The 24,867-nt window shown below is 45.1% G+C and carries 20 protein-coding genes, 1 tRNA gene and 1 riboswitch; of the genes, 6 read left to right on the forward strand and 15 right to left on the reverse strand.

All coding sequences use genetic code 11. The annotated features are described in order from the left end of the window. The first annotated feature begins 228 nt into the window (after positions 1 to 228). Positions 229 to 834, forward strand: coding sequence for a cob(I)yrinic acid a,c-diamide adenosyltransferase (gene cobO / locus AACV20_RS16240; RefSeq protein WP_088728742.1), 606 nt, complete (start codon positions 229 to 231; stop codon positions 832 to 834). A 61-nt stretch (positions 835 to 895) separates the two neighbouring features. On the opposite strand, the gene AACV20_RS16245 is transcribed toward cobO, so the two are convergent. From AACV20_RS16245 to apbC, 3 genes are all read right to left on the reverse strand, one after another. Continuing rightward, on the reverse strand, positions 896 to 3,022 hold the full coding sequence (locus AACV20_RS16245; RefSeq protein ID WP_170907639.1) for an AsmA family protein: 2,127 nt from the start codon (positions 3,020 to 3,022) through the stop codon (positions 896 to 898). An 81-nt stretch (positions 3,023 to 3,103) separates the two neighbouring features. Further along, a complete protein-coding gene (gene udk / locus AACV20_RS16250; protein ID WP_010320672.1) occupies positions 3,104 to 3,745 on the reverse strand; it encodes a uridine kinase in 642 nt (213 codons plus the stop codon). Between the two features lie 192 nt (positions 3,746 to 3,937). Continuing rightward, positions 3,938 to 5,014 (reverse strand): iron-sulfur cluster carrier protein ApbC, encoded by a 1,077-nt coding sequence (gene apbC / locus AACV20_RS16255; RefSeq protein ID WP_094165723.1) that lies wholly within the window; start codon positions 5,012 to 5,014, stop codon positions 3,938 to 3,940. A 155-nt stretch (positions 5,015 to 5,169) separates the two neighbouring features. On the opposite strand from apbC, the gene metG reads away from it, so the two are divergent. After that, positions 5,170 to 7,236, forward strand: coding sequence for a methionine--tRNA ligase (gene metG, locus AACV20_RS16260; protein ID WP_170907640.1), 2,067 nt, complete (start codon positions 5,170 to 5,172; stop codon positions 7,234 to 7,236). Positions 7,237 to 7,452: 216 nt separating this feature from the next. Next, positions 7,453 to 8,265 carry a hypothetical protein gene (locus AACV20_RS16265; protein WP_013857254.1) on the forward strand — a complete coding sequence of 271 codons (813 nt, stop codon included), beginning with the start codon at positions 7,453 to 7,455 and terminating at the stop codon, positions 8,263 to 8,265. A gap of 127 nt (positions 8,266 to 8,392) precedes the next feature. Here AACV20_RS16265 and udp read toward each other — a convergent pair whose 3' ends face one another. The 3 genes from udp to AACV20_RS16280 form a co-directional block, all read right to left on the reverse strand. After that, positions 8,393 to 9,151 (reverse strand): uridine phosphorylase, encoded by a 759-nt coding sequence (gene udp, locus AACV20_RS16270; protein ID WP_010320675.1) that lies wholly within the window; start codon positions 9,149 to 9,151, stop codon positions 8,393 to 8,395. Between the two features lie 334 nt (positions 9,152 to 9,485). Next, positions 9,486 to 11,780, reverse strand: coding sequence for a zinc/cadmium/mercury/lead-transporting ATPase (locus AACV20_RS16275; protein WP_170907641.1), 2,295 nt, complete (start codon positions 11,778 to 11,780; stop codon positions 9,486 to 9,488). Positions 11,781 to 12,066: 286 nt separating this feature from the next. Then, positions 12,067 to 12,483 (reverse strand): CBS domain-containing protein, encoded by a 417-nt coding sequence (locus AACV20_RS16280; RefSeq protein ID WP_013857256.1) that lies wholly within the window; start codon positions 12,481 to 12,483, stop codon positions 12,067 to 12,069. Between the two features lie 274 nt (positions 12,484 to 12,757). On the opposite strand from AACV20_RS16280, the gene AACV20_RS16285 reads away from it, so the two are divergent. Beyond that, positions 12,758 to 13,723: a sensor domain-containing diguanylate cyclase gene (locus tag AACV20_RS16285; RefSeq protein ID WP_170907642.1), complete on the forward strand. Its 966-nt coding sequence runs from the start codon at positions 12,758 to 12,760 to the stop codon at positions 13,721 to 13,723. Here AACV20_RS16285 and moaE read toward each other — a convergent pair. From moaE to moaA, 5 genes are all read right to left on the reverse strand, one after another. Further along, complete coding sequence (moaE, locus tag AACV20_RS16290; RefSeq protein WP_038148363.1) at positions 13,720 to 14,190, reverse strand: molybdopterin synthase catalytic subunit MoaE; 471 nt, start codon at positions 14,188 to 14,190, stop codon at positions 13,720 to 13,722. The two genes, AACV20_RS16285 and moaE, sit on opposite strands and share 4 nt — an antisense overlap. A gap of 2 nt (positions 14,191 to 14,192) precedes the next feature. After that, positions 14,193 to 14,438: a molybdopterin synthase sulfur carrier subunit gene (moaD, locus tag AACV20_RS16295; RefSeq protein ID WP_170907643.1), complete on the reverse strand. Its 246-nt coding sequence runs from the start codon at positions 14,436 to 14,438 to the stop codon at positions 14,193 to 14,195. Then, positions 14,431 to 14,931, reverse strand: a complete 501-nt coding sequence (moaC, locus tag AACV20_RS16300; RefSeq protein WP_094144958.1) for a cyclic pyranopterin monophosphate synthase MoaC — start codon at positions 14,929 to 14,931, stop codon at positions 14,431 to 14,433. The genes moaD and moaC overlap by 8 nt, the downstream gene beginning before the upstream one ends. Before the next feature lie 10 nt (positions 14,932 to 14,941). Then, entirely contained in the window at positions 14,942 to 15,454 is a 513-nt protein-coding gene (gene moaB / locus AACV20_RS16305) for a molybdenum cofactor biosynthesis protein B (RefSeq protein ID WP_010320682.1), read from the reverse strand. Positions 15,455 to 15,521: 67 nt separating this feature from the next. Continuing rightward, entirely contained in the window at positions 15,522 to 16,511 is a 990-nt protein-coding gene (gene moaA, locus AACV20_RS16310) for a GTP 3',8-cyclase MoaA (RefSeq protein WP_170907644.1), read from the reverse strand. After that, a riboswitch (molybdenum cofactor riboswitch) is annotated at positions 16,500 to 16,643 on the reverse strand. (Overlaps the previous gene by 12 nt.) A gap of 179 nt (positions 16,644 to 16,822) precedes the next feature. Here moaA and AACV20_RS16315 point away from each other — a divergent pair. Beyond that, positions 16,823 to 17,713, forward strand: a complete 891-nt coding sequence (locus AACV20_RS16315) for a YvcK family protein (RefSeq protein WP_019280830.1) — start codon at positions 16,823 to 16,825, stop codon at positions 17,711 to 17,713. Here the strand turns inward: AACV20_RS16315 and luxU are convergent. The 3 genes from luxU to uvrB form a co-directional block, all read right to left on the reverse strand. Further along, positions 17,710 to 18,048, reverse strand: coding sequence for a quorum-sensing phosphorelay protein LuxU (gene luxU, locus AACV20_RS16320; RefSeq protein WP_013857261.1), 339 nt, complete (start codon positions 18,046 to 18,048; stop codon positions 17,710 to 17,712). The two genes, AACV20_RS16315 and luxU, sit on opposite strands and share 4 nt — an antisense overlap. A gap of 4 nt (positions 18,049 to 18,052) precedes the next feature. Then, positions 18,053 to 19,459, reverse strand: a complete 1,407-nt coding sequence (gene luxO / locus AACV20_RS16325) for a quorum-sensing sigma-54 dependent transcriptional regulator LuxO (protein ID WP_170907645.1) — start codon at positions 19,457 to 19,459, stop codon at positions 18,053 to 18,055. 241 nt (positions 19,460 to 19,700) lie between these two features. Continuing rightward, positions 19,701 to 21,731 carry an excinuclease ABC subunit UvrB gene (uvrB, locus tag AACV20_RS16330; protein WP_170907646.1) on the reverse strand — a complete coding sequence of 677 codons (2,031 nt, stop codon included), beginning with the start codon at positions 21,729 to 21,731 and terminating at the stop codon, positions 19,701 to 19,703. 546 nt (positions 21,732 to 22,277) lie between these two features. Between uvrB and AACV20_RS16335 the strand changes: the two genes are divergently transcribed. Then, a tRNA-Asn gene (locus AACV20_RS16335) sits at positions 22,278 to 22,353 on the forward strand. 156 nt (positions 22,354 to 22,509) lie between these two features. Here the strand turns inward: AACV20_RS16335 and AACV20_RS16340 are convergent. After that, complete coding sequence (locus AACV20_RS16340) at positions 22,510 to 24,795, reverse strand: glycoside hydrolase family 9 protein (protein WP_170907647.1); 2,286 nt, start codon at positions 24,793 to 24,795, stop codon at positions 22,510 to 22,512. Positions 24,796 to 24,867 lie beyond the last annotated feature (72 nt).

Here is a 24,867-nt window from a genome sequence, read left to right on the forward strand (position 1 = left end):
TATGCAATGAGTGGGAGCTTAATACTTGAGCCAAGGCGAGAAAGAGCCTTCCCTAGAGTCGTGAAGAAAAAGCCAAGCCGATACCCTAGAAAATACAATGCCGCTCACCTTAAGTGAACGGCATTAGAGCACTGCTCTGGCTTTTTTATTCCTTGTAATTTCGATGGTTTTTGCTACCGAGTAGTTGAGCTATGATAGCGGCAACGCTATTAATGAACAGGATTGAGCATGTCGACTGAAGAAATTAAAAATGAACGCCATAAAGCGAGACAACAGAAAGTAAAAGAGCAAGTCGATGCACGAATTGCCGCGGCCCAGCAAGAGAAAGGGTTGTTATTGATCATTACCGGAAATGGCAAAGGGAAATCTACCTCAGGTTTTGGCACCATTGCGCGCGCTGTTGGCCACGGTTTGAAATGTTCGGTAGCTCAGTTCATTAAAGGAACCTGGGAAAATGGTGAACGTAATCTGCTTGAAAAACTGGGCGTCGAATTTCAAGTCATGGCGACGGGCTTTACTTGGGAAACACAAAATAAAGAAGCCGATACCGCAGCGGCGCAAGGGGTTTGGCAAGAGTGCAAACGCATGCTTAAAGATGAGTCGATTGATGTGGTGTTGTTTGATGAGCTGACCTACATGGTGAGCTATGGCTATATCGAATTAGACGAAGTGATTGAAGCCTTAGCAACACGGCCAGCAATGCAGTCGGTGGTGATCACGGGCCGAGGAGCACACCGCAGCTTGATTGAAATCGCCGATACGGTGTCGGAAGTCAAAAATGTGAAACACGCCTTTGAGTCGGGCATCAAAGCACGAAAAGGCATCGACTGGTGATAAAAAAGCCTCCTCTAAATTGAGGAGGCTTGATCAATCATAATGAAATCAACCCAGTAAATTACTTAAAAAGACTTTTTAATAAACCATCAACCGCTTTCTTGGTTTTCTCGTCTTTTATCTCAACGCCGAGCTTTTCCAAGCCACGGTCAATCTCTTTTTCCGCTTTTTGTCTTAACACATCATCAAAAACCAATTTGAATTTAGGATCGCTCCATTGCCCTGAGATGTTGATAGGAATCGTGACATCTCGCAACTCATCGATGTCTTTGCCACCTTGCCCCTCTAGCGTTCCCACCACAGAAGTGCTCACCAAAAAATCAACCGTTTGTTGCAGATAATTCGCTTTACCCTCACCACGAATACGCAACAGTGGTGATTGCATGGCGAGGTTATTGGTGGTGACTTCCCCTTTGTTCAATTTCAGCGTAGCGGTCATGGCGCTAAAATCGGTTTTCTTCACTGGGTCGTCATCAACTTTCTTACCTTTAATTTTGGCGTAATTGCTACGGATAAGGTGAGCAACGTTAATACCATTGACTGCACCATCGGCAAAGTTGATGTTCACGGTTCCGACAAGGTTTTGTTGAATGCCCGTTGGCGTCAAACTGCGCCCTTTTACGTCCACATCGATGTTACCCGTGCCTTGTAGCATCTCATTATTGAGTACATCTTTTAATAGCGGCAGTACCTGTACTCCCTTAACGCTTTTTTTAGCGCTATAAGTGGCAGGTACGTTGGTTGCATCCAGTTGAGCGGTCGCCTGAATCGTACCTTGGTAAAGGTTGGCACTGAATGAGGTTAAATTCACAATTCCACGATCGACGCTAAAATTGGTTTGCACATTCTGTAATCGAGCATTATTAGCTTTGAACTTGTCTATGGTGACCTTGCCTTGCACATCCAACGTTTTTAATGCACTGAGATCCGGTTCCACTTCAGCGCTCACCGTAGCAGACGCTGCTGACGTTGAGCCTGACGATGCCTTACTTTCACTCACGGCACTGCTTGCCGTTGCTGGATTCGCAAGCCCTAAAAATTCATCCAAATCGATATTTGGGCTATGCATATTGAAGCGGATTTTAGGGATCTCAGCCAACGTCACTTTGACATCACCATCAAATTCTAATGCATTTGCGGTTAATTTACTGAGTAAGACATCCAGTTGGTTTTTAGAGAGATCAAAACGAATGTTCGAAGTTAAACCGATCTGCATTGGGCTTTGTGGCAAACTGGTTCCTTCTAGATTGGTATCCAGCACCAGCGTATCAATCTTCACCAAGCTCATGGCTTTATCGAGAGTCAGTTGCGCACTCCCCTTCGCATCAAGTTTTAAATCCGCTACCTTTCCTTTCACGCTGAATGACAGCGCATTCTTCTTATCAAACTCGAACGTGGCTAATTCAATCTTCGCAGAATCAATCTGGTTTGATGGGTCACTAAAGCTCGCATCAAGCACAACGTTCTTCACCGCATAATCCTTGAAACCAGCGGCTAATTTGAATTCAGCTCGCCCTTCTGCGGCAAAGTTTTGTTGGTTATTTTTACCTTTGGCGGCAAAAGTTGCTGACGTCCATTTGTCCACCGCAAACTCTGAAAGATTTACCGCCACGTCATACAGCTTGGTATGTGTACCGGCTTTACGGTCTTGTATTTCCAGTAATGCGTTTTCGACGCTAACGCCCGCTAAGTTAATCGTCCACTCTTGAACAGGGTTGCTCGCATTGACGCTGCTTGTCTCTTCTTGTGCTGGTTTTGTTTCGTTTACGGCGGAAGAGGCGGCTGGTTGAGGCGCGGCTTGAGTTAAGCTATCTAAGTTTGAACGGCCATCTTTAAGGGTTTCAAGATGGAACTCAGCACCATTTAGGCGGATGTTGCCAATTTCCAGTTGCTCATCCAGCAATGGCATCACCGAAATTTCAATACCAACTTGATCGACTTTAAACAGGTTTGGAGCGCTGAAACCTTGTGGGTTTCTGAGTTCAGTTTTGCCCAACTCAAAGCCAAGCGAAGGGAAGAAACTCCAACTGATCTCTCCTTCAATGACTAAGTCCAACCCCGTTTTCTGTTTGGCTTGTTCTACAATCAAGGGCTTAAATTGGTTAGGATTGACCAACAGGACAAGTGCGAGCGCGGCAGCGATTAACGCACCGATAATAATGGCAATGAAAAGAAACAGTTTTTTCATCAGCTTTTTCCTTGCTTAATTAGAAAAAGAAAGTGGCACCTAAAGTGCCACTTGTCTGCTTAAAAATAAAGACCACAAAAGTTAAGATTTCAACAATTTCGCGATGTGGGCTTTTAATACATCAATGGCGATACGGTTTTTACCGCCACGAGGAACGATAATGTCTGCGTACTGTTTTGACGGTTCGATAAACTGCATAAACATAGGGCGAACCGTTTTTTGGTATTGCTTCAATACCGAATCCATGGTGCGGCCACGCTCTTCTACATCACGCTTCACTCGGCGTAATAAACAGATATCAAGCGGAGTGTCCATAAATACGGTCGCATGCATTAAGTCACGTAAACGTGGGTCTGTCAGCAGTAAAATACCTTCTAAAATAATCACTTTCTTGGGTGTTAATAGCGTTGTATTCGCGGTGCGAGTATGCTCAGTGTAGCTGTACTCTGGCACTTCAACCGCTTCGCCACGGGTTAATTGTTCTAAATGTTGGCAAAGTAGATCATGGTCAAGTGCATTCGGGTGGTCGTAGTTTGTCTTAACGCGCTCTTCCATACTGAGATGGCTTTGGTCGTTGTAATAGCAATCTTCCGTAATCACACCAATTTGGTGGTCGCCTACTTTGGCACGAAGTTCGTTATAAATCGTGCTCGCAATCAGGCTTTTTCCAGAAGCTGAAGCGCCAGCAATACCTACGATGACGCATTGATTATTCTCAGACATTATTTTTGCACCCGGTGATGGTTTGGTGATGAAAATAGATAAACTGCCCGATTATAGGGACTTCAACCACCTGATACCAGTCTCGATTTAGACTTTGGAAGAGGTTTGAATAACAAACTACCAAGCAAACGTTTTCGTCATATTTCAGAAGAGATCACCACAGTGCTACTTTCACAGCACTGTGAATCAACGCTAGTCTACTAATGTAAAACTGATTGCATCTGGCTTAGGCTTTCCTTGCCAATATAGGCTTGAACAGACTCGTTCCGCCAGTTGAAGATAACGCTGTGTATGCTCACTTTCTGGTTGAGCAACCACGGTAGGACGACCTTGGTCGATGTCTTCACGCAGGGCAATGTGCAGAGGAATTTGTGCAAGCAGCGCCAACCCATATTCACTGGCCAGTTTCTGCGCGCCACCGACACCAAAGATATGCTCTTTCTCTCCACAATGACTGCAGATGTGATAGCTCATATTTTCAATAAGCCCGATAACCGGAACGTCGACTTTTTCGAACATGGCCGCCCCTTTGCGCGCATCCGCTAGCGCCAGATCTTGCGGAGTGGTGACGATCACCGCGCCCGTTACCGGAATTTGTTGTGACAAGGTGAGTTGAATATCACCAGTCCCCGGTGGCATGTCGATGACCAGATAATCCACATCTGGCCACTCGGTTTCATTGAGCAGTTGCGCCAGTGCTTTCGATGCCATCGGCCCGCGCCAAATCGCCGCTTCAGATTTATCAACCAGATAGCCAATCGAATGACTGAAAATGCCAAATGCCTCAACTGGCTGCATCCACTTATTATCACGCACATCTGGCTTTGCTTCTTGCTTGCCAAGCATCATCGGCACTGAAGGGCCATAAATATCCGCATCCAACAAGCCAACTTTCGCCCCAGATTGAGCAATGGCTAGAGCAAGATTGACGGCGGTGGTTGATTTGCCGACGCCCCCTTTGGCTGAAGTCACCGCAATAATATTTTTAACACCATTAACACTATGAGCGACCGTCGTCGCTAGCGCTTTCGGCGCAATAATTATCTCAACACTGAATGGAGCAAGCGCATCGGTTTGCTGCTTGGAGACGACCCATTCGGAAAGCTCATCCAGCAGATTTTTAGCGGCAAATGGAATATGAACCGTCAAACGTCCCGCTGTTGTAACCGAAACCCAATGAGGTTGGTTTGCCCACCCCGCAATAAGATGAGGGTGTTCAAATTGGTTTAACCAATCGCAAAAATCTTGTTTAGATGTGAACGGCTGCATAGCTTCTCCTTTTTGCTCATGCTATCACTCTCTATTGTCAGACTGAACCCCAAAAAAGTTGCGGGATTCCTTAGGCTCACGCCTTGGAGTCGCTCGCTGCATAAGGTAGTATTGGTCTCTATTTTTCATACCTATCAAAAAAGCGAATATTAAGTATGGCGACTGACCCAAGAAACGTTTCTTCAAGGAAACTGCTGGTAACTTGTGCCCTTCCGTACGCTAACGGTTCGATCCACCTTGGTCATATGCTTGAGCATATCCAAGCTGACATTTGGGTTCGTTACCAACGCCTACGCGGCAACACTGTAAACTTCATCTGTGCAGACGATGCTCACGGCACGCCAATTATGCTTAAAGCACAACAGATGGGTATTACACCTGAAGAGATGATCGCCGCAGTAAGTGAAGAGCACCAAAAAGATTTTGCAGGTTTTGATATCAGCTTTGACAATTATCACAGCACTCACAGCGAAGAGAATCGCGAACTGGCTTCTCACATTTATCTTGAGCTGAAAAAAAATGGCTTCATTTCAAGCCGCACCATTTCTCAGCTGTTTGACCCAGAAAAAGAGATGTTCTTGCCTGATCGCTTCGTGAAAGGCACTTGCCCAAAATGTAAGTCAGAAGATCAATACGGTGATAACTGCGATGCGTGTGGCGAAACCTATAGCCCAACAGAGCTTATCAACCCGAAATCGGCCGTTTCTGGCGCGACACCAGTAATGAAGGATTCCGAGCATTTCTTCTTTGACCTTCCTCAATTTGAAAGCATGCTCAAAGAGTGGACTCGCTCTGGCTCGCTACAAACAGAAACCGCCAATAAAATGCAAGAGTGGTTCGAAGGCGGCCTGCAACAGTGGGATATTTCACGTGATGCGCCATACTTTGGCTTTGAAATCCCCGGCGAAAAGAACAAATTCTTCTACGTGTGGTTAGACGCGCCTATCGGCTACATGGGTTCATTTAAAAACCTATGTAACAAACGCGATGACTTAGACTTTGACGAATACTGGAATAAAGAAAGTAAAACCGAACTGTACCATTTCATCGGTAAAGATATTGTTTACTTCCACAGCCTATTCTGGCCAGCGATGCTTGATGGCAGTGGTTTCCGTAAGCCTAATAACGTCTTCGTACACGGTTATGTCACAGTCAATGGCGCGAAGATGTCGAAGTCTAAAGGAACGTTTGTCAAAGCAAGCACTTACTTAAACCACCTAGACCCAGAATGCTTACGCTATTACTACGCCGCAAAACTCAATAGCCGCATCGACGATCTTGATCTGAACCTTGAAGATTTCACCCAACGTGTGAACGCCGATGTGGTCAATAAAATCGTCAACCTGGCATCGCGTAATGCAGGCTTCATCACCAAACGTTTTGAAAATCAGTTGTCTGCAACCTTTGCCGAACCAGAGCTGTACGCAGAATTTGCCGCAGCAGCGGATCGCATTGCTGATCTTTACGAAAACCGTGAATTTAACCGTGCCATTCGTGAAATCACCGCATTGGCGGACAAAGCGAACCAATACGTGGATGAAAAAGCGCCTTGGGTTGTGGCTAAACAAGAGGGTCAAGAGCAAGAGCTACAAGACATTTGCTCAGTGGGTATCAACCTATTCCGCGTGTTAATGACTTACTTAAAACCTGTAATGCCAGCACTAGCGGCGCGCACCGAAGCATTCTTAAACCAAGAACTCACTTGGGAAGGCGTACAAACACCATTAACAAGCCATACGCTCACGCCATTCAAAGCGCTGTTTAATCGCATTGATCCGAAACACGTTGAAGCGATGATTGAAGCGTCTAAAGAAGAAGCGGCAGCAGAAAAAGCTGCGATTGAGAGCGCGCAACCAACCACAGTTGAAACTGAGCTAAGTAAAGACCCTATTGCAGCTGAAATCGAATTTGATGATTTTGCTAAAGTGGACTTACGCGTCGCTAAGATCATCGCTTGCGAAGCGGTGCCAAAAGCAGATAAATTGCTTAAATTCCAATTAGATATTGGTGGCGAAACTCGCCAAGTGTTTTCAGGTATTAAAGCCGCTTATTCACCCGAAGAGTTAGTAGGCAAGTACACTGTCATGGTAGCGAACCTCAAACCGCGTAAAATGAAGTTTGGTATGTCAGAAGGCATGATCTTAGCCGCAGGCCCTGGTGGCAGCGAGCTATGGATTCTTGAGCCACATGAAGGTGCTCAAGCTGGCATGCGCATCCTGTAATACATCAATCTTCACGATAGCATCCCCAACACGCTCTGTGTTGGGGATTTTTTATCACCATACTGCTCAAAATCGATCCAGCTCACACTTTTAGTTCAAAATGCACCAATAAGATGCATCACTTCAACGCAAAAATACATAAGCAATTGAATTTAAACAAATAAAAAACTGGCATTAACCCTGCTAACTCTAGATTGGTATAACCTTAACAAGGAGTTGGTTATGTTTGTTTTTATCTCAATGCTTATCTCTATCGGTATATTGTGGCTGATGTTTTATCTGGCAAAACAGCGTGAATCCACATTACAACGTAAATATCAACTGCTGATCGACCTTCGCCAGCTGCTGTTTTTATGCCGTCAGCACCGTAACATTACCCATCAAACACTAGCCTCTGGTCAAAGACGCGACACTGAGTTGAATGAATTGCAAGATACGCTATACGAAAAAAGTAATCACTTAATTGCTATCGCACACTTTGACAACAAACCAATGTACCGTGTGCTGCAAATTAAGCTTAAAGCACTCATGAAGGAGTGGCCAGAGCGCTCTGTGGCTCGTAACCAAATGATGCATGGTAAAATAATTCGTCACTGTATGTTCTTAATGGATGAGGTGATACTGGCTTGGTTGGTGGAATCCAACCGCGAAGATCTCAGCGATGAATACCATATTAATTGGCAACAGGTCATTGATGCGATGGACGCGCTAACTCAGTTACGCATCAGCATTGATGAAATGGATACTCAAGATGGCCGCATACGCTTGCAGCATTATAGTGAGGTTGTCAGGCGTAGGATGAATCAACTCGCCTTAATCAGCCCTTTAACGGTAGCTTCGCCAAGCTGCTCAGCCGCGCTGCATAGCCTGAGCGAACTGCATGATCATCCTGCCTTTCAAATAGAAGCTGGCGCGATGTACCAAATCACTTCGGATATTTCACTCAGCATCTCTCACGTTTACGACCAGATGCTCAGCGACTTAACCGAGAGCTTGTACATTCCGTTGCCTAAATTGGCGATTGCTTAGTGAGTAATTGTTTAGCTGGTGACTGTTTGACTGGTGATTATTTAGAAAGTAAAAAGGCCACTTTATTCAAAAGTGGCCTAATCACTCACCGTGTACATAGATACATCAGTGTAAATTCAGAACTCAATTACAGCATTTTACGCGCAGCTTCGACAACCACTTTGATTGAACGAGCCTCGGTCTCTTTGAGTGTCGCGTGATCTGGGATCTCTTTTTGAGTACGGTTGATGATCACACCCGCCACACAACCTGCTTTCAAACCTGAGCTCGCACACATGGTTAGCAAAGTGGCGGATTCCATCTCAAAGTTCAATACGCCCATGTCTTGCCACTCTTTCATCGAGCCTTGGAAACGACGCACAACACGACCCGTGAAGGTGTCATAACGCTCTTGGCCTGGGTAGAAAGTATCACTTGATGCGGTAACGCCCATGTGCACGGTTGCACCACTTTCAACTACAGCCGCTTTCATTGCAGTGGCGACATCGAAATCAGCCACAGCAGGGAATTCCATTGGTGCAAAGTGCAAACTTGCACCGTCAAGGCGAACCGAACCTGTGCTGACAATCATATCACCCACATTGACATGAGGTTGGATTGCACCAGTAGTACCTACGCGTAGGAAAGTACGCACGCCAAGTTGAGCAAGCTCTTCAACCGCAATAGACGTAGAAGGACCACCGATACCAGTAGAACAAACAACGACTGGCTTACCGTCTAACTCTGCGCGGTACACAGTGTATTCACGGTGGCTAGCAAGAAAGACTGGATTTTCCATCTCTTCAGCGATTTTTTGTACGCGGGCTGGATCCCCAGGGATAATGGCCAAAGTAGCACCATTCAGATCGGCTTCGGTAACACCTAGATGGAAAACGGCTTGAGACATAAGTGACTCCTTATTGCGGCTTGTTCAGCTCATAGATATACATCGGGTATGCAGCTACTCTAGCGGACCACGCACCAACAAAGAGTGATCAAATTCACAATGAATGACGCAATGTAACGAACACATTCTCATAAAAACGGTTTGCATCACAAAAAACAGCAAGATTGATGAAATAACACCCAACCCTAAAAGATGATTTCCAACACTGCATAACAAAATACAAGCGCAATATCGACGCATTTCACACTATTACCACAATAGGGTGCAAACCCAACAGGCATGAGAGATAACGACCCGCCATGCCTTGCTGAGCTTTTTGGTTTTTAGTCTCGGACTATTTTTTAAATTTCAATAGACGCAACGCATTGAGCGTCACTAACGCGGTAGCTCCACTATCAGCCAGCACCGCCACCCATAAGCCCGTAATACCGAGTAAACTCGTGACTAAAAAGATACTTTTTAAGCCTAGCGCTAGCGTGACATTCTGGCGAATATTGGCGAGGGTAGCTTGTGATAGCTCGATCATGGTGGCGAGCTCGACCAATCGATTATGAGTAATTGCCGCATCGGCCGTTTCCAACGCAACATCGGTACCACCCCCCATCGCAATACCAATGCTGGCCGCTTTCATTGCTGGTGCATCATTAATGCCATCCCCGACCATCGCCACTTGTTTTTGTTGCGCCAACTGTTGAATGTATTCCACTTTATCTTGCGGTAATAAACTGGCTTTGAAATCTATCCCTAATTGAGCACTCATCGTCGCAGCGCTTCTAGGGTTATCGCCAGTGAGCATAATAGTGTCGATCCCCAAACGGCGCAGAGCTTCAATGGCGGCTTTGGCATCTTCACGCAAGGTATCTTGCCATGCGATTAAACCGACAATGTTCTCTTGCTCAAAAACCACCACCACTGTTTTGCCTTGCATCTCTAGCGCTTCCACTTGCGCGCTAAATACATCAGAAAACGGAACATTCGCTTTGCTTGGCGCTAATACGCGCAGTGATTTCCCTTCCACGACCCCCGAAACCCCACTGCCAACTAACGCTCGCTTGTCTATCGCTTCTGGAATGGGCAAAGCCATCGCTTGCACTTTTTTCACTAAAGAGGTTGCCAGAGGATGGCTCGAGCCCATTTCAACCGCTGCGACATAGCGCAACAATTGCTCTTCATCCCAGCCATTGAGCGCAACCACATCCGTAACTTCCGGTTTACCTTTGGTCAAAGTGCCCGTTTTATCAAAAGCAATACTCTCTATTTTCCCAAGTTGTTCGAGCGCCGCGCCCCCTTTGATCAGTGCACCACGACGCGCCGCTGCGGCAAGACCAGAAGTAATGGCCGCCGGAGTTGAGATAACCAACGCACATGGACAAGCAATCAGCAGTAAGGCTAAGCCACGGTAAACCCATGTTTCCCATGGCTGCGCAAACAGTGTCGGCGGTATCACAACCACGGCCAATGAAACCAACATCATTAATGGGGTATACCAACGACTAAATTTATCAAGAAAACGTTCTAACGGCGCTTTGCGAGATTCCGCTTCTTCAATCAGATGCAAAATGCGGTCAATCGCGTTTTCACCCTGTTTGGAGGTGATGGTGAAACGCACCACCTGATCCGCGACCACAGCACCCGCCATGACACGGTCACCTTGATAGCGTTCGACAGGCAGTGATTCGCCCGTTAACGCGCTCTCATCAAAACTGGCCGACGCTTCGTGCAATTGACCATCCGCGGGTAGCCGAGAGCCGGGAGAAACTTCCACTACATCCCCCGGTTTTAGCTCATGTGCCGCCACCGTGATGCGTTCTCCTGCCACAATTTTTGTTGCCGTTTCAGGCACCAGTGCCATTAAAGCTTGTACACCGCTACGCGCTTTAGAAGCGGCAAAAGCTTCTAGCCGCTCTCCGATGAGGAAGAGTAATAGCACCATCGCTGCTTCAACCGTTTCACCAAGATAGAGCGCTCCGAGCGCCGCAACGCTCATTAAGGTTTCAATCGCAAAAGGTGTGCCTGAGCGTGCCAGTTGAATCGCTTTTTTACCGATAGGATACAAACCAGCAAGGCAGGTCAAAATGAACATCCCATCGCTGATTTGAGGGAAATAAGGCTGCACAATAGCGGCGAGTATCATAGCGCCAGCAATGGAGAGGATCTGCACGTTCTGTTTTATGACCGACTTCCAGTCACTATGAATGGGGGCAGAAACTGGATTAGCCGCATCAATGCGGTGAGCCGTAAAACCTGCGTTACGAACCGCTTGCTCTATTTCAAGCGCTGCCTCTTCGGTATTAAACTTGACCACCAATTTTTCAGTGGCAAACAGCACTTTGGCGTCGATCACATTACCCACTTTTTTAAGCGCCGTTTCAACCTTACGTGCGCAAGATGGGCAATCCATCCCTTCAATTTTCCAGCTTTGGTTAAACTGTGTTTTAACGGATGTGAGCTGTGCGGGTTCATCATCAGGATCATTGCTTGCGCACTCTTGTGACCCGCAGCACCCCTCTTCATTTGAATCAACGCCCGCAGCCCTAATCGCGGTAATTTTAAGACTAGAGCATGACACCGCCTGCGGGTTTGCCATGCTATTTTTTGTAGTACTGCAAGCTTCATGTTTTGTGCACATAGGATTCTCCTTCTCTGATGCACAAATCTTAAACCCTAGAGTTAACTCCAAGGTCAAGCGTATTTTTATCAAACCTGCACTTAACGCACATTCACCTTGATTAGATGGAAAAGAGGTGCACTGCACCTCTAGAATTTTATTTATTACTGCTGATATACCCAAACAACTTGGAGTTGCAGGTAGGCGGCAAGTGAGTGAGTCCCCATGAGCATAGGCAAACTATGTGATTGGGGTGAACGAACGTAGCCAACACTGCTGCAGCTTCAAGTAGGAAGGGTATAGTTTGCTATGTTGGTTTTTTAAAACAATGCGTTAAGTTTTTCCCTAATGCTCTCAGTACATCTCTGCGCGTAATAATGCCAACCAATTTACCTTGATCGATCACGGGATAAACTTTCGGTTTTCCTACTTTCATCATGTCAGCAAGCTCAATAATAGAAGTGTCTGATGAAACGGACAGCACTTCAGGGTGCATGCAGTCACGGACTAAATGGGTGTCTTCGCAGAAATAGCTCACCTTCACCAATTTATCGAGCAAATCCTGCTCTGATAGAAAGCCAATCACTTGCTCTTGGTCGTTAATAACAGGACCACCAAGATGCTCCGAACGCATCACTTTTTCTAAAGCCGCTGTCATCGGCATGTCCGGTTTGAAGGTGATGGCTTGTAATGTCATATAATCTTTAACTATTAGCGATTGCATATCTGTCTCCTTAGTTGCAACGGTATGCTGCCTTAAGTTAAGTGTTGACTAATTTCACCGTTTTACTAAATGGAAAAAATCGATTTTGCTCATCGGCACAAACTATCGATATTACAAATAGTTAATTTTTATCAAGGGTAAATGGCAAAATCTTTTATCAAAACGTCTCATTTTTGAATCAAACAACACGTTAAGAACACGATGTCTCGCAAGATTTTACAGTTAATATCATTTATATCTTAAACATTGACCGTTGTATTAATAAGGACTGGGCATGGTGAATTCGCCACTGTTTTCCGAGATTATAGAAAACCCAGCACTGATGCGCAGCTTGTTGGAGTCATTACCTGAACCCACTTTTCTGATTAACCGCGATGGCGTATATGTGGAGGCCTTAGGAGGAACGGATCGCAGCCGACACCACGACCCAAGGGTTCTCATTGGTCTCAATCTATACCAGGTATTACCCGAAAAAAAAGCCGCTTGGTTTCATCAAATTATCCAAGAAGTCATTGATAACGGACAAATACGAGAGTTTGAATACGATCTCGACCTAAGGGTAATTGCTCAATTTAAAGGCAGCTCTGGCCCTATCGATATTCAGTTTTTTAACGCATTGGTCATCCCGCTGAAAAATACTGAGTACGTGCTATGGATTGTGAGAAATATTACCGCTTATAAGCGCACGTTAGAGCGGCTTTCTATACACCAACTTGAGTTAGAAAAACTGACCAATGTGGATCATTTAACTCAGGTCTATAACCGTTATGCGATGGACTCATTGCTGCCCAAAGCGTTAGATAAGATCAAGCGTGAGCAAAATAGTGCTGCAATTTTCATGATCGACTTAGATTGCTTCAAAGAATATAACGACCACTATGGCCATGTGAATGGCGATACTGTGCTACGCAAGATAGCGAGCACTCTGCAGCATTGGAAACGTAAAGATGACCTCTGCTTTCGCTATGGAGGAGATGAATTTCTACTATTTATTGCGGATATTGATATTAAACAGTGCGAGCAAAAAGCATTACAACTACTTAGTGAAGTGAGAGAGCTGCAAATCCCTCACCGCTATTCTCGTGTCTCATTGTATGTATCGATTACTATCGGCATCCAATATTGCGAACAAATACCGATAGGCATGACGCCAGAACAGTTTGTATCAACGGCCGATAAAGCGCTGTTTCACGCGAAGAATCAACAGCGCGGAACTATTCATATACTACACAAGGCTTAGTCGATGGTGTGATGATTAGCCCAACGCTGCGCGGCTTGGGCATCTGAATCTCGAGACTCCACCCAGCGTGTTTGTTCGGTGGTGCGCTCTTTCTTCCAAAACGGTGCTTTGGCTTTAAGGTAATCCATAACAAATTCGCACGCCTCAAAAGCCGCACCACGATGTGAGCTCGAAACACCTACAAACACGATTTGATCGCCAATATCTAAATCACCGATTCGGTGGATCACACGGATTTTTTGCACCGGCCAACGTGCCTGAGCCTGATCACAAATATCACTCAAAGCTTTTTCTGTCATTCCCGGATAGTGCTCAAGCGTTAAGCCAATAACATTATCACCTAAATTCATATCACGAACTTTGCCAATAAAGGTAACCACAGCGCCAGCGGAAGTACCTTGCGACAAATCACGGTATTCTGCGTCTACCGAGAAATCTGATATTTGAACGGAAATACGGCTATCCATCACTAGCCTCCGGTTACTGGAGGAAAAAAAGCCACTTCATCACCATCACTTAACGGGTGATCAAAGGCAACGATGGTTTGATTGACTGCCACCAGCAGTTTTCCCGGTTGCAAGGCTAAATCCCATTTCCCAGGCTGCGAGGCTAAGTGGCTACGCAGCGCTTCAACCGTAGCAAACTGTGCCTTGAGTTGAATGCTGTCTTGGCCGATCAACTCACGAGTTTGAGCAAAAAAGAGGACATTAATCATGCGTGACCTTTTGTTGTGGCTGAGCGCTAAAGTAACCAGATTTCCCGCCGCTTTTTTCAAGTAAGCGTACTTGTTCAATCACGATATCTTTTTGTACTGCTTTACACATGTCGTAAATGGTTAACGCCGCCACCGATGCCGCGGTTAAGGCTTCCATTTCAACCCCTGTTTTACCGGTTAATTTACACAATGATTCAATTCGAACTTTGCTTTGTTCTTCGATGGCTTCAAGCTGCACTTCTACTTTAGTAAGCAGCAATGGGTGGCACAGTGGGATTAAATCCCACGTTTTCTTCGCCGCTTGAATGCCCGCAATTCTTGCGGTGGCAAACACATCACCTTTGTGGTGTTGCCCAGAAAGGATCAGTTGCAGCGTTTGTGGTGACATCTTCACAAAGGCTTCCGCACGTGCTTCACGTACGGTTTCAGCCTTGGCAGAGACATCGACCATATTGGCTTCGCCTGAGGCATTAATATGAGTAAATTCGCTCATTGAAACCCCGTTAAACCGAAAGATGTGGCATAAAGTTGCATGGGCGATGGCTGGCATCTAACTGCTGTTTGATGATTTTTGTCCAACCGGTTTTGCACGCTCCTGTTGAACCTGGCATGGCAAAAATAACCGTATGGTTGGCAAAACCTGCAATGGCGCGAGACTGAATGGTTGAAGTGCCAATTTCATCGTAAGAGACCAATCGGAACAGCTCACCAAAACCTTCAACTTCTTTATCAAACAAGGGCTTTAATGCCTCTGGTGTGCTGTCGCGTGAGGTAAAACCCGTTCCGCCCGTGATCAGCACGGCTTGCACGTTTTCATCCGCGATCCACTGAGAAACAATCGCGCGAATTTTATACTGATCATCAATAACAATCTGCTTATCGGCCAGAATGTGTCCCGCTTGTTGAAGTTGCTCAGCTAAGTAACCGCCTGAAGTATCGTTTTCTTCAGTACGAGTATCGGAAACCGTCAGTACGGCAATATGTGCTGGTTGAAATGCGCTTTCTGCGTGACCCATGTGTTCACCTACTGTTCAAATGTGTACCAACATCACCCGCTAAACAATAGCCAGTGACAAAAAGAATTTAGCCGCCAATGGAGGCGAGATTAGGCGTCATACCCGTATTGCCATCTTGTAAAAAATGGCTGACCGACTTGGTCTGTAATTGCGCTTGAATGCGCTCAATTAAGGCTTGCTGTTGATTATCTTGGGCAAGCAGATCGCGCAATTCAACGCCTTGCTCACCGAAAAGGCACAGGTGTAACTTCCCCTTTGCCGAAACACGTAAGCGGTTGCAGCTATGGCAAAAGTTTTTCTCATACGGCATGATAAGGCCGATTTCACCTTGGTAATCGGCATGAACAAATACTTGCGCTGGCCCATCATTGTGAGCTCGGGTTTTCAGTACCCAACCATTGGCAATCAGTTGATTACGAATGGCAACACCTGAAATATGGTGACGCTCAAACAGCGAGTCCATTTCACCAGTTTGCATTAGTTCAATAAAACGAAGTTGAATAGGGCGATGTTTAATCCAATCTAAAAAAGCAGGTAACTGCTGATGATTAAGGTCTTTTAGCAGCACAACGTTGACTTTAACTTGCTGGTAACCGACTTCAAAAGCGCGATCAATCCCCGCCATCACTTGCGTAAATTTGTTTTCACCCGTGATTTGGTGGAACATTCTTGGATCAAGACTATCGACACTGACATTGATATGCGTTAACCCGGCCGATTGCCAACCTTCTACTTGTTTGGCCATACGGTAACCGTTGGTGGTGGCCGCCACTTTCTCTATACCAGCGGTATTCGCCACACAAGCAATAATGTCGTTAAAGTCTTTACGCAAAGTCGGCTCCCCCCCTGTGATGCGTACTTTCGACGTACCACAGTCGGCAAAGGCTCGCACGACGCGTTGTATTTCAGGAAGGGTTAAAAAAGACGAGTTTTTCTGCCCCGAAGGTTGATAACCATCAGGCAGGCAATATGTGCATTTAAAGTTACAGACATCTGTAACAGATAAACGTAAATAATAAAATTTACGTTGGAATCTATCTTCGAACTGTTGCGCCACGGAACACCTTTCCAAATACGGGAGGCATAATCATTTCCAATTATGCCCTTGTGGTATTAGACCACTGGCTTAACCACCCTATCTCACAAAAATGAGACTTAGCCAGTTAAGCTCGGAGCTATGGCAGCCGTTGAGGTAGTATAATTAACTATCTCTACAGCAGCTGATAAGTAAAATACTTAATATTAGTAAGTGATTCTACCCTTATCGTAAAAAAAAAGAGTCCATTACCCAATTTACCTCCTAATGAGTATGGGTTGTGAACAAGCTGATTTAAATTGTAGTTAATTATTAAAAAATAAGAAGAACAGATGACTCTATACACTTCAAAGAAAGTCGTCGCCATTGGCGGAGGACATGGGCTTGGACGCATGCTAGCGGCGTTAAAAGATTTTGGCTCCAATGCGACAGGGATTGTAACCACCACAGATAACGGCGGTTCCACTGGGCGCATTCGCCACTGCCAAGGTGGCATTGCATGGGGCGATACACGTAACTGTATCAACCAGTTGATCACTGAGCCTTCAATCAGTTCGATGATGTTTGAATATCGCTTTAAAGGTGCGGGAGAACTCAATGGTCATAATCTCGGTAATTTGATGCTGACTGCATTAGATAACCTATCTGTGCGCCCTTTGGACGCGATCAACTTGATCCGCAACATGCTCAAAGTCGATGTTAATATTTTACCTATGTCAGAGCATCCTTCTGATCTTAGTGCACTTTCTATGGACGGTCATTGGGTCACGGGTGAAACGAACGTGGACGAGATGACGGAAGATTTAAGGCGCTTAGATTTATCACCTGAAGTGCCAGCAACCAAAGAAGCCATACTCGCCATCAGTGCAGCAGACTGCATCATCCTTGGCCCAGGAAGCTTTCTCACCAGTGTGATGCCACCACTACTGCTGCCCGAAATTGGCAATGCCATTGAGCAAAACGTAAAAGCAAAGCTGATTTTTGTTGAGAACTTGTCTCCCGAGCAAGGACCTGCTGGTCGCATGTCGCTACGGCAGAAATTGGAATGGTGTGAGCGCGCCTGCCACGGGCGAAAAATCGATGTGGTGATCGGCGATACACCACATCCGGAGCTGGCTGAACACTGGCATTGTGTCACTACAGAGCTAGCATCATCCAATCGTGACTGGCGGCACGACCGAGTTAAACTTCAAAAAGCCATTGAGAATCAACTCACAAGCTAATCCATCAAGTGGCAGTAGCAACGATGCGTCTCTTCGATAAGAGCGCGCATCGCCGCCACTTCTTCAGCCTCATCAAAAATGCAGTTTGCCTTTCCTTTGCTATCGATATCCACCGCTTTAGCGCACAGTTTATCCGCACCAAAGCTGGCGGCACTGCTTTTTAGAGCATGGCTGATGTCTTTTAAATATTCGATTTTATCCGGCAGATTTTGATCAGCTAGCTTCTGTGTATAGGCGCTCAGCTCGCTGAGAAAAATATCGAGCAATATTGGCACATTCTCTTCTCCAATTTCTTGGGCCAAATGCGCAATTTTGTTTTTATTGATCAGTTCCATATCTCTATGAGTTCTCTCTACTGTTCCACGCTTGAAGCTTGCGGTAGATCGTTGAAGGGCTAACGTCTAAATAACTGGCTGCTTTAGGAATATTACCATCACACGCTTCTATCGCTTGTTCGATGGCTTGCTTTTCCGTCATCCATAAAGGAAAAATATCGTGCACGGTTATATTTTCCTTGCGCGTTTCCGTCGTTAGGTTTGCTAATCGGATCTTGTTATCCACGACTTGATTTAGCGGTGGCGGTAACATGCTCAGTTCGATCTCGTTGCCGTGGTTCAATACCACCACATTCCGCAACACGTTTTGCAGTTGACGCACATTACCCGGCCATTCATAGCGCGTAAAACGCTCCACAACCTCTGGCGCTAAGCGGACAAAACCTTTGCCTTCTTCTTTAGACATAAAGCCGAGTAAAGAGTAAGCAATTTCAATAACATCATCGCCTCGCTCGCGTAGCGGTGGTAAATGCAATGGGATCACATAAAGACGATAGTACAAATCTTCACGAAAACGACCCTCTTGTACCTCTTTCCATGGATCGCGGTTGGTAGCGCAGACAAAACGAACATCGACACTTTTCATCTTCGATGAGCCCACTTTCTGGAATGTGCCCGTTTGGATAAAGCGCAACAGCTTGGTCTGCAAATCCAAATCCATTTCACACAGTTCATCCAAAAACAGTGTGCCGCCATCAGCCAACTCGGCTGCGCCTTGGCGATCGGTCGCTGCGCCAGTAAATGCGCCTTTCACGTGACCAAAGAGTTCACTCTCTATCAAGTCTTTAGGAATGGCGGCGCAGTTAATCGCAATGAAGGGTTTATCGCCACGTTTACTGGCCGCATGAATCGCTTCTGCGCACACCTCTTTACCCGTGCCACTTTCGCCAGTAATAAAAATACTGGCTTTACTGGAGGCCGCAGAGTCAATGGTTCGATAGACTGATTGCATGGTTTGACTGCTGCCAATAAAACCTTGGTAGTTCTGATTACCCGGGTTACCAGCCTCATTTTTTAGTTTGCTAGCTTTACGTATGGCGTTGTTAACCGTGACGCGCAAACGGTCTGCTTCACAAGGTTTGATCAAGAAATCTTGGGCACCGTGACGCATCGCTTCCACGGCGGTATCGATCGAACCATGAGCGGTCATGAATATCACTGGCACATTGGGGTAGTGACTTTTCACAGCATGTAAAACGTCCATGCCCGTCATATCGGGTAATCGAAGATCCAGCAATATGAGGTCCGGCTCTCGGTAAGCTAAACTCTCTATCGCATCACGACCTGTACCAACAATATTGATATCGATTTCAAGGGGAGTGAGGTATGAACGATACAGCGCCGCAACGGAAGCCGTATCTTCCACCATCAAAAGATATTTAGCCTTTTGTAGAGAAAAATCAGGTTGCATATTCTAGCCATTATTATTTTGCACTTTGCCTTAACTATTGCATTAAGGTTCGCATTTTGCAAAATAAAATAACAAAAAGGCACTAATTCATTAGTTAATAGCCCTTTTTGTATAAAATTAATTGGCACGATATGTGCTCTATTCAATATGACCCTTAGGGGTCACCTAGCCAACTGACGTTGTTAGTGAATAAAGTGTTCACAAATAACAGCCAATAGACCTTTTTCTATTGGCTATTTTTTTAACTGTTGGTAATGAACTGCTGACGCAGTTTTTCAATTTGGTCACGCTTTTCGGCAGCCAATTCAAATTCTAGGTTTTGTGCGTGTTTGTACATTAACCCTTCTAGTTTGGCGATCTCTTTTTCCAGTTGTAGCGGCGTGAATATTTCATAAGTTTGCGAGCTTTCTGCCACCTTCGACAAAGGTACTTGTTTGTTCATCCTCTGCTGCTTGGACTTAGTAATATCACCTAATTCCATAATATCTTTGACATTACGTTTCAGCGCCTGAGGTGTTATCCCTTGTTCTTCATTATGTGCTTGCTGCTTTTCACGGCGACGATCGGTCTCATCCATCGCTTTCTTCATTGAGTTAGTAATGCGATCAGCATAGAGAATCGCTTTACCTTCAATGTTACGTGCCGCACGGCCAATGGTCTGAATTAATGAACGTTCTGAACGTAGAAAGCCTTCTTTATCCGCATCAAGAATTGCGACGAGAGAGACTTCAGGCATATCCAAACCTTCACGCAGTAAGTTAATACCCACTAACACATCAAATTCGCCTAGGCGAAGGTCGCGAATAATCTCAACCCGCTCAACAGTATCAATATCTGAGTGCAGATATCTGACCTTAACCCCATGTTCATGAAGATACTCAGTTAAGTCTTCAGCCATGCGTTTAGTCAATGTCGTGATCAGCACACGTTCATCTTTCGCTGAGCGAATGCGGATCTCTGACAACACATCATCCACTTGTGTTGCAACTGGTCGAACTTCCAGCACGGGGTCCAGTAATCCGGTTGGGCGCACCACTTGATCCACAATTTGTCCGGCTGATTTTTCTAGCTCATAGTTGCCCGGGGTAGCAGAAACAAAAATCGTCTGCGGCGCAAGTGATTCGAACTCTTCAAACTTTAATGGACGGTTATCTAAAGCGGAAGGCAACCGGAAACCAAACTCCACTAACGTTTCTTTGCGTGAACGATCGCCTTTGAACATCGCGCCAATTTGCGGCACGGTTACGTGTGATTCGTCGATAATCAATAAACCGTCATGCGGTAGATAGTCAAACAGGGTCGGAGGCGGCTCTCCCTCTTTTCGCCCACTAAGATAACGTGAATAGTTTTCAATACCTGAACAAAAACCGAGCTCATTCATCATTTCAATATCAAATTGAGTACGCTGCGATATGCGCTGCTCTTCGAGTAGTTTATTGTTTTCCAACAGGTAGGCTTGGCGAGTTCGCAGCTCCTCTTTGATGTGCTCTATCGCATCGACAATGCGCTCTCTTGGCGTAACATAGTGCGTTTTAGGATAGATGGTATAGCGAGGAAGATCTCGCTGAATCATTGAGCCCGTCAATGGGTCAAACAAACTGATGCAATCTACCTCATCATCAAACATTTCAACACGCACGGCCGCATAATCCGATTCCGCGGGAAAGATATCGATCACCTCTCCACGAACTCTAAATTGACCACGTTCAAACGCCATATCGTTACGTGTGTATTGGAGCTCAGCTAAACGGCGGATAATGTCGCGCTGATCCATTACATCGCCACGGCGAACATGCAGCATCATTTTCAGATAAGAATCAGGATCACCCAAACCGTAGATCGCCGATACAGAAGCCACAATAATCGCATCTTTACGCTCAAGCAGCGCTTTAGTCGCGGAGAGTCGCATTTGTTCTATGTGTGAGTTAATCGAGGAATCTTTTTCTATAAATGTGTCCGTGGTCGGCACATACGCCTCTGGCTGATAGTAGTCGTAATAAGAGACGAAATACTCAACCGCATTATTGGGGAAAAATGACTTCATCTCACCATACAGCTGGGCTGCGAGCGTTTTATTCGGTGCCAACAAGATAACCGGACGCTGCGCCTTGGCGATCACATTAGCCAAGGTGAATGTTTTCCCTGAACCCGTCACACCCAATAAGGTTTGATGAGCAAGACCTGCATCTAGCCCATCAAACAATTGCTTGATCGCCGTAGGTTGATCGCCTGAGGGTTGATAGCCCGATACCAATTCAAACGTTTTGCTCATAATGCCGTTGTCCTCTATAACTGAATAGGCATTCTCGCTGTTAGCCATGTTTTGTTGCAAGTAATTGTTCAAAATAGTTGCGTCGTAAATCACCCCTGTTTTGAAAAAATGCTAGTTTCTTCTCCATACGTTTACTACCATCTTCGGCCTGATTCGTAAAAAATAACTCCTAACTTTCAAAAATAATCCACTTGTTTTCCCCAAAATTTCAAAATGACTCCCTTTTTCTCATCGCCATTCATTTTCATTTCTTATTGATAATTTCAGTTGATAAATCAAAAAATAAAATAAAAAACATAGTGTTATATAAAAAATAAACTCAACAAATGAGTAGAGTAATAACTCAACATTCATTGATGAAACGAATTGCTCAGGATTCGTCAACACACTTATCCACAATTTTGGTGGATAACTAAACCTAGCCTAATGCCGATAAGGGGTACAGAAAAGTAAAGTATTTTCAGGGAAATATTTTTACTTTTTCTTCGGCTGGAAAGGTTGACACTGGACACCCCACTCGCTACCATTCGCACCGCTCAAAGCAATTCCCCCTTAGTTCAGTCGGTAGAACGGCGGACTGTTAATCCGTATGTCGCAAGTTCAAGTCTTGCAGGGGGAGCCAAATTCCAGAAAAAAGACGTCCCAGGACGTCTTTTTTTGTATCTAAATCTAGCTATTTCAAGGAATTGTATTCTCTTAACGTCTTTTCCTGACTCGTACTAGCTTAGAAGTTTAGGTGCATAAATATTTTCCCCAAACCAAAAAAGTGACCCGTTAATCAATATAATTGCCCTTCATCCAAAGCAGAAGAAACCCAAACGAGAGGAGCATTCCAATTAATCGTGATCTCATTAAACGACCATGCATTAATGTTATCTCTATAACAGGTTTGGCCAACACACTGCCCCTTCAATGTCGTAGCGACTGGATCACTGTAACTCACGGAGTTGGGTCCACCCACTAGTGCGCCAGGTGCTGGAGCTGGTGACTTTTCATCCGCAGCATGTGCCCAAAAACGGTGATGTGGACTTTTAGCCGCATTGGTGCCGTAACCTGTAATATAAGACAGGTTCATTGGGTTCGCGCCTAGTAAGTAATCCATCGCATTTGCAGCCGCTTTTACATACTTAATATCGCCGGTGAAATCATTCGCATAGATTAAGAAGATAGCTCTATTTACAAAACTCGAGTTCGATCCCCACGGATACTCTTCTACCGTGTAAGGAATATGATAACCCTCGTTATTAATCTGGCCCACAAAGTTATCAGAGGTTGCGATTAAGTTTTTCCTTGCAACTTTAATTTGATCATCACCCAATCCATTAGGCACAACGGCCAAGCTTATTGTTGCTAAAGGCGCTGTGTACCCCCAGAACATTTCGCCATCTGCTTCAATGTTACCTTTTGGTGTCTCTAGATAATGAGGAGAAGCTTTCAGTGCTTTAAGGTACTTGCTGTCACCAGTGGTGATATAAAGTTCACTTGCAGCCCAGTAGAACTCGTCTGAAAGCTCTTTATCATCATATGGGCCCGACCCTGTGAAGTTATCATAGGCAAGAATATGAGGATTTTTGCTCGCGGCTTCCCAAGCCTCTTGCGCCGCATTCAAACAGTTTTTTGAGAACGCAGGATCAATCTCTTTCCAAATTCGCGCACATTGAGCACCAATTGCTGACAAGTTCAACGTAGCCGCAGTGGTTGGATAACCCACATATCGCTTTTGGGTGTCCATATGAGGTGGCAGTGGCATACCTGTCCAAGCTTCATCAGCAACTTTATGGAAAGCCATACCTTTTGCGTCAATCTTAGTCAGTTTAAGTGTTTTGTCTTCAGACTGGTCACCAACAGGAGCCGCTACAGGTTGGTCACTATGGATCTGCATTGCCAATATAAATTCGATATTCCAACGAGCCTCAGACAACAAAGGATTAACGCCATTTCCAGCTTCTGGAATTTTCACTTTCCCTTCTGCAAAAGGAATTGGTGCGTTATCTAGCCATTTACCTCTTTCAAACAGGTTCAAAAGGGTCCAAGTCGAGATACCGCTGTTAACCGTATACTTACCATGGTCGCCAGCGTCATACCAACCGCCAGTTACATCGACAGAAAAATCACAGCCTGGCCATTTATTACCCCAGCTGTCAGTCTTATTAAAACAGGTAACCACATCGCTCATATGCCCGCCGGGACGCGCTAGATCGTCACGCTGTACCAGAGCCTTATCAATCTCAATACCACTACGGTTTTGGTAGAAGTAAGACAATGCATCGTACTTCAACTGACTGTAGATATCTTTGCTAATGCTAAATGGCAAGCTCTCGTCTTCACCGACTTTTACTTTCAAGCCACTCATATCTGATCTGTAGTTCGATAGGTCAATACGGTGAATAAACTCGCCTGATGCCTTATTAAGACCAAAAACTTCCGTTTTACCTAAATCGACATTGATATTGCTGTTGTTTGTTAGCACCCACTTTAATGGCTCTTTAGATTCATTCGCGACAAACACAAACTTATCTGCTTGAGGAAGGTAACCGACTTGGTTAGCACGAACAGAATTTATCTTCAGCTCTTCAATGTATTTCTCACCGACGACTGAAACATTGCTAACGCATACGGTTCCCTTTTTCTGGGCGCCCATTTGAAACTGGAACTCAGTTTTAGCATCGCTTTCAACATCATGGCTGAACTTAAACTTATAGCTCTTCTTCTTCAGTGAGACTTTTGTATCATCCACAAAATAGTTGATATAAGGAGGACCTTCATGCTGAATAAGCGTTCTCATTTGAGTATCAACGGTTGCATAAGCATCAAATGAAACTTCATAATCTGCTTTGTTTGCCAACCCAATCCCGCCCTGTCCTAAAATCACATTCCAAGGGTTCTCTCCTGGACTTCTAATCTCAAGACATGCTTCGCCATTTTTGATTTTTACATCTGCACCAGCATTCCACCAACCATCCATATTCCCGTTAAATTTGCCGTTCTTAATTTGCTCATTTGCATAAGCAAAACACGATGAAAGAATGAGTATTGTTGCCAATGATAGTTTGAATTTATGCATATTTACTCCTAGACATATAAATTACAACACCATTGAAATTAAGCGATTTTCATGGCTAATAAGTAGATGTCT

Origin of the sequence: Vibrio sp. B4-6, from assembly GCF_963888245.1 — a bacterium.
GTDB lineage: Bacteria > Pseudomonadota > Gammaproteobacteria > Enterobacterales > Vibrionaceae > Vibrio > Vibrio anguillarum.